14 protein-coding genes are annotated in these 9,644 nt (G+C 64.9%); 11 read left to right on the top strand and 3 right to left on the bottom strand.

Annotation, left to right across the window (positions count from 1 at the left end; all coding sequences use genetic code 11):
• Window positions 1-67 precede the first annotated feature (67 nt).
• The 5 genes from Q7S20_00070 (at window position 68) to Q7S20_00050 (ending at window position 3,388) form a co-directional block, all read left to right on the top strand.
• Window positions 68-1,519: a universal stress protein gene (locus Q7S20_00070; protein ID MDO8500220.1), complete on the top strand. Its 1,452-nt coding sequence runs from the start codon at window positions 68-70 to the stop codon at window positions 1,517-1,519.
• A 163-nt stretch (window positions 1,520-1,682) separates the two neighbouring features.
• Complete coding sequence (locus Q7S20_00065) at window positions 1,683-1,940, top strand: AbrB/MazE/SpoVT family DNA-binding domain-containing protein (GenBank protein MDO8500219.1); 258 nt, start codon at window positions 1,683-1,685, stop codon at window positions 1,938-1,940.
• The gene (locus Q7S20_00060; GenBank protein ID MDO8500218.1) at window positions 1,937-2,332 is read left to right on the top strand and encodes a type II toxin-antitoxin system VapC family toxin; all 396 of its coding nucleotides are present in this window, start codon (window positions 1,937-1,939) and stop codon (window positions 2,330-2,332) included. The genes Q7S20_00065 and Q7S20_00060 overlap by 4 nt, the downstream gene beginning before the upstream one ends.
• 16 nt (window positions 2,333-2,348) lie before the next feature.
• A complete protein-coding gene (locus Q7S20_00055) occupies window positions 2,349-2,486 on the top strand; it encodes a hypothetical protein (GenBank protein MDO8500217.1) in 138 nt (45 codons plus the stop codon).
• Between the two features lie 5 nt (window positions 2,487-2,491).
• Window positions 2,492-3,388 carry a GNAT family N-acetyltransferase gene (locus Q7S20_00050; GenBank protein MDO8500216.1) on the top strand — a complete coding sequence of 299 codons (897 nt, stop codon included), beginning with the start codon at window positions 2,492-2,494 and terminating at the stop codon, window positions 3,386-3,388.
• Between the two features lie 25 nt (window positions 3,389-3,413).
• Here Q7S20_00050 and Q7S20_00045 read toward each other — a convergent pair whose 3' ends face one another.
• Window positions 3,414-3,890 (bottom strand): hypothetical protein, encoded by a 477-nt coding sequence (locus Q7S20_00045; protein ID MDO8500215.1) that lies wholly within the window; start codon window positions 3,888-3,890, stop codon window positions 3,414-3,416.
• A 152-nt stretch (window positions 3,891-4,042) separates the two neighbouring features.
• Here Q7S20_00045 and Q7S20_00040 point away from each other — a divergent pair, with 152 nt between their 5' ends.
• From Q7S20_00040 to Q7S20_00030, 3 genes are all read left to right on the top strand, one after another.
• On the top strand, window positions 4,043-4,441 hold the full coding sequence (locus Q7S20_00040) for a hypothetical protein (protein ID MDO8500214.1): 399 nt from the start codon (window positions 4,043-4,045) through the stop codon (window positions 4,439-4,441).
• Between the two features lie 74 nt (window positions 4,442-4,515).
• Entirely contained in the window at window positions 4,516-4,950 is a 435-nt protein-coding gene (locus Q7S20_00035; GenBank protein ID MDO8500213.1) for a DUF2384 domain-containing protein, read from the top strand.
• Window positions 4,950-5,633 (top strand): RES family NAD+ phosphorylase, encoded by a 684-nt coding sequence (locus Q7S20_00030; protein MDO8500212.1) that lies wholly within the window; start codon window positions 4,950-4,952, stop codon window positions 5,631-5,633. Before Q7S20_00035 ends, Q7S20_00030 begins: the two co-directional genes overlap by 1 nt.
• Window positions 5,634-5,839: 206 nt before the next feature.
• On the opposite strand, the gene Q7S20_00025 is transcribed toward Q7S20_00030, so the two are convergent.
• Together Q7S20_00025 and Q7S20_00020 are read right to left on the bottom strand one after the other, a co-directional pair.
• A complete protein-coding gene (locus Q7S20_00025; protein MDO8500211.1) occupies window positions 5,840-6,544 on the bottom strand; it encodes a hypothetical protein in 705 nt (234 codons plus the stop codon).
• Between the two features lie 391 nt (window positions 6,545-6,935).
• Entirely contained in the window at window positions 6,936-7,220 is a 285-nt protein-coding gene (locus Q7S20_00020) for a hypothetical protein (GenBank protein MDO8500210.1), read from the bottom strand.
• A 101-nt stretch (window positions 7,221-7,321) separates the two neighbouring features.
• On the opposite strand from Q7S20_00020, the gene Q7S20_00015 reads away from it, so the two are divergent.
• The 3 genes from Q7S20_00015 to Q7S20_00005 form a co-directional block, all read left to right on the top strand.
• Window positions 7,322-8,269, top strand: a complete 948-nt coding sequence (locus Q7S20_00015; GenBank protein ID MDO8500209.1) for a P-loop NTPase — start codon at window positions 7,322-7,324, stop codon at window positions 8,267-8,269.
• Window positions 8,270-8,298: 29 nt separating this feature from the next.
• On the top strand, window positions 8,299-8,709 hold the full coding sequence (locus Q7S20_00010; protein ID MDO8500208.1) for a PCP reductase family protein: 411 nt from the start codon (window positions 8,299-8,301) through the stop codon (window positions 8,707-8,709).
• The coding region (locus Q7S20_00005) for a radical SAM protein (protein ID MDO8500207.1) at window positions 8,709-9,644 on the top strand (936 nt) is incomplete at its 3' end. The genes Q7S20_00010 and Q7S20_00005, both read left to right, overlap by 1 nt.

The raw sequence follows: 9,644 nt of genomic DNA, 5'->3' as shown, positions 1-9,644 counted from the left end.
CGGCAAGAAGGTCGAGGCGAACGCCGTCTACGATCCGTACCTGCACTACACGGTCTTAAACAGCATCGTGAACGTGCTCACCGAGAAGGCGGCGAAGGTCTTCCGCTTCGAGGAGCAGAATCAGCTCCACGAGGAGATCATCGACACCGGGCTCGCGCAGATCTATCAGTCTCATCTCGAAGTGGGTGAGCGGATGGCGAGCGAGATGGGCATCGAGATCAAGAAGACGCTCCTCGACGGCAAGCCCTTCCAGAAGATCGTCGACCACGCGCGCAAGACGAATCCCTGGCTCCTCGTGCTGGGGCGGATCGGCGTTCACAGTTCGAAGGACGAGAAGGCGCTGGGGAGCAACGTGGAGAACGTTCTCCGTGCCGCGTCCTGCGACGTCCTCCTGTCCACGCGCCTCGAGGTGCCGCGGCTCGACGTGCGCGCCGAGGAGACCGTCCGCTGGACACCCGAAGCCGAGGCGCGGATGACGCGCGTGCCCGAGCAGGTCAAGGGCATCGCCCGCACCGGCGTTCTTCGCCTGGCGCTCGAGAAGGGGCATTCGGTCATCACCAACGCCGTGATCGACGACGCGATGGACCGGTTCATGCCGAAGAGCGCGTCGGCCGCCACCAAGGCACTGGCCGAAGCGGTCGCGCTCGAGCGGGCGAAGTCCGGCCCCGTGTCGATGTGCAAATCGTGCGGCGTCGCCGCCACGCAGAGCGGCGCCGTGAAGTGCACCGTCTGCGGCTCCACAGACTTCGAGGTGATCTCGCAGGAGATGATCGAGAAGATTGCGGCGGCTGAGGGAGGTCTCGAGGAGGAGACCACTTACGACGGGCGCAAGCTGCGCTGGTCGGAGGACGCGAGGAAAGGCCTCTGGACCATGAAGAACGCCTATCTGCGGCGCCGCGTCAAGGCGCGTGTCGAAAAGCGCGCGCGCATGACGAAGCTCGACACCATCACGCTCGAATTCGCCCGGCAGGTGATCGAGGAGGAAACGGGGGCGCCGCTCGAGATCCAGTCCGCGCCCGCGCCATCCGCCTCCGCGCAAAGCGCTTCGGCGGGAGAAGCCAAGCTCGTGGCGCGCGACGACAAGAAGAACCCGCTGATCTCGGTGTTCGAGTGGGCGGAGGACGCCACGCAGCGAATCCTGCGCGTGCCGGCCGGGTTCATGCGGAACAAAACGCAGGAGAGGGTCGAGGGCCTTGCGCGTGAGCGCGCCTTGACGGCGATCGATCTTGGGCTCGTCGAGGAGGGCATCGAGATCGGCAAGAAGATCATGGCCGAAGTGATCGCGAACTACCCGACAGCGGGCAAGGGCGCGGCGGCGGCGGCGCCGACTCCCGGGGTCCCCGCGGCGCGTGGTGAGCGCCGTGGGGTGGAAGTGGCCCACGAGGCCTCCGCCGCGCGCACGATTGCGGAGGCCCAAAGCAAAGCTCAAGTGGTCCCGGCCGGCAACGGCAGCGGCTACCTCAACGAGGTGAGCTCGCTGACCGTGCGAACTAAGTCCGGCGACGATCGCGAGTCCTGATCGGTCGCCGAATCGATCGTGTCGTCGTACCGCTTCTGCCGCACGGACGACGTGTCGCTTCTCGTCGACGCGCTGAATCGCTGCCGGGTCGCTCGGCGAGACGGCCCCCACCGGTTTCCTTACCCTCAAGTAAGGTATACTTGAGTCGTAAGGAGACCGGAAAATGCCTGAAGCGACGTTGACGACCAAAGGCCAGGTGACCATCCCCAAGTCGGTTCGCGACCACCTGAAGCTCGAAACCGGCGCGCGCCTGGATTTCGTCATCGAGGATGACGGCACCGTCGTGGTGAAGCCGGTGACTCGACACGTCCGCGAACTGGCGGGGCTGTTACACCGCCCCGGGCGGCGGCCGGCCTCCGTCCGCGAGATGGACGAGGCGATCGGCACTTACCTGGGCGGACGATTCGGGCGCCGGCGATGATCGGCCTCGATACGAATCTCCTGATTCGTTACCTGACGAAGGACGACCGGGCGCAGTACGCGAAGGCGAAACGGCTGATTGACGAGGCGGTCGAGCAGGAAGAGCGCCTGCTCATCAACTGTGTGGTCCTCTGTGAAGTGACGTGGGTGCTCGATACCGCGTACGAGTACTCGCGAGCCGAGATCGCCGACGCGCTCGACCGCATCTTCGACACCGCACAGTTCGACATCGAACGAGCGCACGAGGCGCGGCAGGCGCTCGGCGATTTCCGGTCCACGAAGGCGGGATTCGCTGATGCCTTGATCGGCCGGATCAATTGCACGCTGGGCGCGACGCAGACCATGACCTTCGATCGTGATCTCGAGGCGCTCGATACCTTCGCGGTGCTGTAGGCGGGCTGTGACCGGCATGACCGCCCCGCTTCTCATCGAGGTCGCGCCCAAGAGCTCGCTGCGTCACGAGCACGACCAAGGCTCGGATCGCAGACGCCATTCGAGCTCCGCAGGCACGATGGCGGTGCCGGTGGGGCGACGCCCCGCGTTCTGAAGAGGATGTCGGCGTACCGCTTCTGCCGCACGGACGACGTGACGCTTCTCGTCGACGCGTTGAATCGCTGCTGGTCGCCGTACTTTCCCGACGAGCCGCCGGTGACGCCGGCCACGTTCAAGTGGTCGATCCGCCACCTTCAGGTCTGGTGCAGCAGCTGCATGGTTGCCTTCTCAGGCTCCGACCCGATCGGCGTCCTGATCGGCGCCAAGCGGCCTTCCGGTACCCTCATCCACAAGATCGCCGTCCATCCCGATCATCTCCGACAGGGTCATGGGCGTCACCTGCTCACCTCGCTCAGCTCGAAGCTCGCGATTCTCGGCCCCCCTCGAATGATCGCCGAAGTTCCCGAGACGTTCGCCGCCGCCGTCGCGCTGTTCGACGCGTGCGGTTATGTCCAGGAAGCGCTTTTGACAGACTACGTCCTAGAGCGGCCTGCCCTGCGGGTCGAAGGGCCTGTCCTGAGCGAGCATGAGTCCGGCGAAGCCGGACTCCTGCGAGTCGAAGGATTCGTGATCCCCGTGACGGTCGACGATCTCGCCGCCAATGGTCTCCTTGAAGAAGCTGAGGCTCATCCGCAGGTTTGCTGGGAGCGCTCGGTCGAGACGCTCACTGCCAGGAAGGATGACATCGCCGGACTCGCCGTCGCCTCCGACGAGCGAATCGAGGCCTACCTCCTTTACGCGCAGCGCGGCGTGGAGGGGACGGAGATTCTGTCGCTGCGTTCTTTCATCGAGGACGGTGGCGCCCGTCTGAAGCAATTGATCGCTCGACTCGACACTGGGACCTTCCGAATCCCCAAGGTCCACCCGGCGGAGATCTCGGAGGCGTTCCTGGAGACCCTCGGTTTCCGCCCCGCCGGCGGGCATCGACTCTACGCAGCGAAGGCGCGGTCCGACTAGAGACACGCCACGAGGCCTCGACGTCCTATGGCGTCAGGCCGGCCGACATCATGGCACCTGGCGGCGTGACGACGATCGAATAGCTCGTACTCCGCCCGCCGGCTGGATTGCGAACCAAAACCCCACGTTCGACGAGCTGCTGGATGTCGCGCAGGGCCGTGTCCTGCGAGCTCTTCGTCAGCGCCGCCCATTTCGATGTGGTCAGCTTCCCCTCGAAGCCGTCGAGCAGGCGATTGATCACCAAGCGCTGACGCTCGTTCAACGGCACGTCGCGCAGCTTCTCCCAGTAGCGTGCTTTCGCGATCACGCCAGAGAGCGCAGCATGTGCACCCTCGATCGCGCGCGTGAGGCACCCGAGGAACCACTCCATCCACGGCGTCACGTCTACGGTCCCTCGCTGCGTCTGTTCGAGGATGCGGTAGTACTCGCCGCGCTCCTCGCGGATCTGCGCGGACATGCTGTAGAACCGCTGCGGACTCCCTTCCGATCTGGCCAGCGACATGTCCGCAATGGCCCGGGCAATCCCGCCTCGAAGTGCAGGCGTTCGCGCCCCACAGGACCGGACACCACCTGCATCGGTGCCGCGCGGTCGTCACGCCAGGCGCCACTAGTGATTCGATGCATCCCGCTCCTCCCCGTCGGGACAAGCGAGGCATGCCAGCCGAAGAGGCGCTCATCCGTCAGCGGCTCCTCGTACCGCTGCGTTGCGTCGAGCATCATCTCCACGACACCCTCGACGTGACGGTTCGCTGGCTGCAACCCGCCGATATCGATTCCAAGCCGGCGCGCGACGGACGAGCGCACCTGGTCGGCGTCCAGCTTCTCGCCCTCGATTTCGCTGCTCTTCAGCACGTCTTCGGTCAGCGTGCGAAGAACCGCCTCCTCTCTGACCTTGAAGCCCAAGGCCTCCATCGTTCCGAGCAGACGCCCCTGCAGGTGCCTGGCTGCCGCCAAGGCAGCCGCCAACCGCCCGTCGTCCCAGCGGAACTTCGGCCAGTCTGGAAGGTCATGGATATATGTCGACATTCGCCGCTTGCCCTGCGGCGATTATAGCCGTATTCGTCGCAGCACAGGTGCCGTTGACAGCGCGAACAAGGAGCAAGTATCCTCCTGATCAGGAGTCACCCATGCCACAGGTGCAACGGTATCCCGCTACCCGGTACAGGATCGACGTGCCGCCGAATCTCGCCCCACGGGCGGAACGTGAGCGTCTCTCGGCGCCGGCTCTGAGGGCCTTCTTCCACATCATGACGCGTTGGAAGGTGCGCGACGAGGATGCCCGGGCGCTCGTCGGCGGCGTCAGCAACGGGCCGTTCTACGAGTGGAAGCGGAATCCGGATCGCGTGATCGACACCGATCGTCTCACACGCATCTCGTATTTGATTGGCATGTTCAAGGCGCTGCGCATCCTCCACGGGCGGAGGCTGGCGGACGAGTGGGTGCAGCTGCCCAACAACAATCCGATTTTCGCAGGTCAGACGCCACTCGCGTTCATGATGCGGGGCGGCTTGCCAGCCATGCAGACGGTGCGGCGCCTGCTCGACGCGCGACGCGCCGGCTGATGGCGCTGCCACCCGTCCGGCTGGTTCGCCAGCTCGACACCCACCGCCTCATTCCCTCGCGGCACTTGCCGCGCGGCGACAGCGTGCTGGTGGCGATTGCCGACGACGATGCGCATCTACAGGCGATCTTCGAGTTGGACACGGCCACCAACGACCGGCTGCTCGCCGAGCAGCAGCAGCTGCCCGGTATTGGTCTGGCGGAGCTCGTCTTCGCGGTGCCGCATGCCGCGGTCATCAACGCCGCGTTCTGTCACGCGCACCCGCTCGGCAGCCGCTTCAATGGTCCGGACCGTGGTGCCTGGTACGCGAGCTTCGATCTCGAAACCTCTCAGGCCGAAGTGGCGTTTCACAAGTCAGTGCAACTTGCCGAAATCGGCCGCTTCGAAGATAGCGTCACATTCGACGAGTACTTGTCGGATTTCAGCGCCAGCTTTCACGACCTTCGCCACGCCCGCGGCTTCGAGGACTGCCTCAATCCGGAAAGTTACGTCGACTCGCAGGCGCTCGCCGAGCACCTGTTGGACGTCGGCTCGCTCGGCGTCGTGTACCCCAGCGTGCGCCAGGTCGGCGGGACGTGCCTGGCCTGCTTCCGACCCGCGCTTGTCAGCAACGTCCGGCGCGACAAGACCTATCGCTTCACGTGGGACGGAACGCCGGAGCCGGTCATCGCGGTGGGTCGTTGACCTGGCCTAGCGGTCGAAGCGCTCCAAGCCGGACGAAACTTAAACGTGGTGGTCAGCGGCCGCGGGGCTGTGCCTGCCGGCGTTCGCCCTCCTTCGCCGGACAAATCTTCACTCGCCGCATTCATCACAGGAGCGATGGACGCCAAGAACGCAACTCGCCTGCGTAGCTTCCGCCGTGCGGGTTTGGACGTCCATCGCTGCGGCGCTTAATGCGCTGAGCGACATTTGCCCGGCGAACGAGAGCGAGCCTCGGGCCGATGCCTTTCGACGTGCGCACGGGCGCTGCGACGAACAGATGGCAAACGCCGGGAGGCACGACCTACGACTCCGACTCTCGACTCCTGACTATTATGGCGTGAGCACGAAGACGCCGCGGCCGAAGGTGAACGCGAACACTTCACCGGCGAAGGCGTCAGCATGAACGCACCGCGTCCGAACGTAAACGCGAACACTTTGCGTGTCGATGCCTGGATCTGCAGGTCGAACACCGCGACGTTGGGTACGCCGGCCTCGGGTCCCATGTACGCCCACGTTCCGCCCCCATCGCGGCTGGCCCAGACGCCGTTGTCGGCGCCAACGAACACGGTGTTCGGCGTTGCAGGATCTATCGCGACGACGTTGAACGGAATGTTGACCGGCGGCGTCACGTTCGTCCACACCGGGGATCCGGCGAGAGCATTCGTGCTCTTGAAAACGTGCCCCGACTTGCCCGGCGTCCCCTCGTCGAGTCCTGACAACGTCACGTACGCGACGTTCGGATCGCTCGCGGCAAACGCAATGCCAGTGACCGGGCGATTCGGCACCGCGTCGGTCGGATCAAAATCGGACCACGACGCCCCGCCGTTGCCGGTGATGCGCAGGGAACCAGCGCCCGTCGTCCCGAACCCAACGCTAACAGTACCAGCGCCCACCGTCCCGAACGCATAGGTGCTGCTTCTCCTGGCCGGAAACGGATTCCAACTACCACGTCAGCCCGCGTAGCTTTGCCGCGTTGCGCTAACTGGCTGAAGACCCATCTAGTATCGGCTAGAACGAGCGACCAGTCTAACTTCTGGCAGACGGGGTCGCTCTGCGAAGCGGTCTCGGCCAGGAGAACGATCAATCACCGTTCGCGGCGAGTTGATTGTTGAAATCCGCGGGATGCACTTCGACGTCTGTCGCTTCACCCGCCAGCGTGCGCAGCCAGTTCGCTCCGCCATCCGTGGACTTCAACACACCAAGTGTTGGCGAGAGCGACAGCGGCAGAGCGTCCGAGAATCGTCCGGACGCCGCTCGGATCGTAATCGTCAGCAGAATGTTTGGTTAGTTGGGATGAACGCGAATCTCGCCCATGCCTGTGTTCCCGAGACTGGACGCGCCGATCACCGACCACGACGCGCCGGCGTCGGTCGTCTTGTAGAGGCCCACTCCACCGTACGCGTCACGACTGAAATTGCCTTCACCAGTGGCCGCATAGATGACGCTTGGATTGCTCCGCGCAAAGGCGATAGCACCAATGACGAGCGACGGAAACCCGTCGGTCTTTGTTGTCCACGAAGCTCCCGAATCGAAGGATTCCCAGATGCCGTCGCTCGCACTGCCTGCCAACCAGTGTTTCCGGGTTGGCGATTGACGCGACCTTCGGCCCACTTTCAGTCGTCTAGGCCGAGACTCGATACGGCTCGCCACGGTGTAAGCTACCCAACAAGGTGAAGCGCTACCACGACATCGTCGGCGACGGAGGGTCCAGAATCCTCGAGCAGGTTGCCGAACAGCGCACCCGCATCACCGACGGGCTCGTCGGGGTGCGCCATCTCGTGGCCGTGGGGTCCGGCAAAGGAGGCGTCGGCAAGAGCACTTTGACGCTGCATCTCGCGGGCGCTCTGCGCGCCAGGGGACTTCGGATTGCGATTCTCGACGCGGACTTCAACGGTCCCTCACAGGCGCGCATGGCAGGTGTCCAGGGGGCGCTGTTAGTGCCCGGCAGCCACAAGGTCGCGCTCCCGCGGACCAGGAACGGGATCGGAGTCTTCTCGATGGGCTCGGTGATCCCCGAGTCGGAGGCGCTCGAGTTCGAGAGCGCTGCGCACGGAGAGTCCCATACGTGGCGCGCCACGAGGGAGTTCGCTCTCCTCGGCGAGATCCTCGGGGCCTTCGAGTGGGGAGCGCTCGATCTGCTGATGTTCGATCTGCCGCCGGGAGCCGAGCGGACCGTCCAGTACGCCGATTTTCTCGGGCCGCGGACCTCGTTCCTGCTCGTGACGATCCCGTCCGAGGTGTCACGGGGTGTGGTCGCGCGCTCGGTGGCAGCGCTGTCGAAGGGACCCAATCGCGTCCTCGGTTACGTCGAGAACATGAGCGGCTACTACTGCCGCGACTGCAACGCCATCAAGCCGCTCTTCGACTCATCCGAGCCCTTCGACGCGGCTCAGGGCAGGCCATCCGGCCTGGAAATCCCCTGCCTCGGGACCGTCCCATTCGATCCCGAGCTTGCACGGCACTGCGATCGGGGGATCCCTCTCGCGGAATTGCCCGAAACACCCGTTGGCGAGGCCCTGGATCAAATTGCGCAGCAACTTCTGGACAGCCTTCAGCCTCCGCTCACGCAGTCGCGTGAGCTACGGCTAGACAAGCTCGGCAAGGAACCCCCGCCATGAAATTCCTTTGCGTCCCCTGCGATAGCCCGATGAAGTTGCAAACCATCGGCCCGCCCGAGCGCGGCTCGCTGTCAGTCGTCTACTCGTGTCCTGAGTGCGGCTACGAGATGGCGATGCTCACCAACGCGTACGAAACACAGGTCGTCCAGTCACTCGGCGTGCGGATCGGTCCCGCGACTGGCGATGCCGCGGCGAGTACGTCCGGCGCCGGCTGCCCTTTCACAGCGATGATTCCGGGAAACGGTGAGGTGCAACCCAACAAGGCTGGCGAGCCGGCACCCGTCCGGTGGACCGCCGCTGCGGAAGCCAGGCTCGCGAACATTCCGGAGTTCGTCCGCCCCATGGCGAAGACCGGCATCGAAAAATTTGCGCGAGACCGAGGGGCCCTCGAAGTGGACGAGAAGATCCTCGATGCGGCCAAAGACTTCTTCGGCATGTGATGCGAGTCGAAGGGTTCGCGCGGCCGTACGTCGTCTCGTGGAACCTCACCTACCGCTGCAACCTCGCCTGCGAGCACTGCTATCTCGACGCCGGCGGCACGCCTCTGGTCGGCACGGAGAACTTCGCCGATCGAAGCGAGCTCGGCACCGAGGAATGCTTCAGGGTCATCGACGAAATCGCCGCGTTCGCGCCTGAATGCATCACGATCCTGACGGGCGGTGAGCCGCTCTTACGGCGCGACATCCTCGAGATCGTCCGGCGCGCGTCGGAGCGCGGACTCTGGGTCGTCGTCGGCACCAACGGCGTGAGTATCACGGAGAATCTGGCGAGGCGCCTCGCCGAGGCCGGCGTGCGGGGGCTCTCGCTCTCTCTCGATGCGCTCGATCCCGATCGTCACGACCGCTTCAGAAACGTGCGGGGCGCCTGGCGGAACACGGTGGAGGGAGCGGAGATCCTCAACCGGACCGGGCTCCCCTTCATCGTGCAGACGACCGTGGGCTCGCACAATCTCGGCGAGCTCGAGGCGATCGCCGACTTCGCGCACCATCGCCTCGCCGCCAAGGTCTGGAACCTCTACTTCCTGGTGCCGACGGGGCGCGGGCAGTTCGTGTCGGACATCACCCCCGCGCAGTACGACGAGGTGCTCGCCTCGCTCTACCGGATCCAGAGGAAGTACGACCGCCGGATGCTCGTGAACGCGAAGTGCGCGCCGCACTACATCAAGACCGTTCTGGAGAATGCCCTTCGACCCAGCTCAGGGCAGGCCGGCGAGCAGACCGATCAGATCCCGGCTCAGATCAGGACCTACTCCGGAGGGGCCGGCGGGTGCCCGGCGGGGACGCACTACATGGGGATACGGCCGAATGGGGATATCACGCCCTGCCCATACCTCCCGGTCTTCGCGGGGAACCTTCGCTCCGCGAGTCTCGCGGAC

The organism is Gemmatimonadaceae bacterium (genome assembly GCA_030647905.1).
In the GTDB taxonomy this organism is placed as follows: Bacteria; Gemmatimonadota; Gemmatimonadetes; order Gemmatimonadales; family Gemmatimonadaceae; genus UBA4720.
This window is presented reverse-complemented; position numbering and strand designations above follow the sequence as displayed.

Bases quoted from the DNA above. Each gene is read 5' to 3' on its own strand.
- Q7S20_00065 (MDO8500219.1), top strand. From the start codon at position 1,683: ATGCCTGAAGCGACGTTGACGACCAAAGGCCAGGTGACCATCCCCAAG.
- Q7S20_00060 (MDO8500218.1), top strand. From the start codon at position 1,937: ATGATCGGCCTCGATACGAATCTCCTGATTCGTTACCTGACGAAGGAC.
- Q7S20_00055 (MDO8500217.1), top strand. From the start codon at position 2,349: ATGACCGCCCCGCTTCTCATCGAGGTCGCGCCCAAGAGCTCGCTGCGT.
- Q7S20_00050 (MDO8500216.1), top strand. From the start codon at position 2,492: ATGTCGGCGTACCGCTTCTGCCGCACGGACGACGTGACGCTTCTCGTC.
- Q7S20_00045 (MDO8500215.1), bottom strand. From the start codon at position 3,890: ATGTCGCTGGCCAGATCGGAAGGGAGTCCGCAGCGGTTCTACAGCATG.
- Q7S20_00040 (MDO8500214.1), top strand. From the start codon at position 4,043: ATGCCAGCCGAAGAGGCGCTCATCCGTCAGCGGCTCCTCGTACCGCTG.
- Q7S20_00035 (MDO8500213.1), top strand. From the start codon at position 4,516: ATGCCACAGGTGCAACGGTATCCCGCTACCCGGTACAGGATCGACGTG.
- Q7S20_00030 (MDO8500212.1), top strand. From the start codon at position 4,950: ATGGCGCTGCCACCCGTCCGGCTGGTTCGCCAGCTCGACACCCACCGC.
- Q7S20_00010 (MDO8500208.1), top strand. From the start codon at position 8,299: ATGAAGTTGCAAACCATCGGCCCGCCCGAGCGCGGCTCGCTGTCAGTC.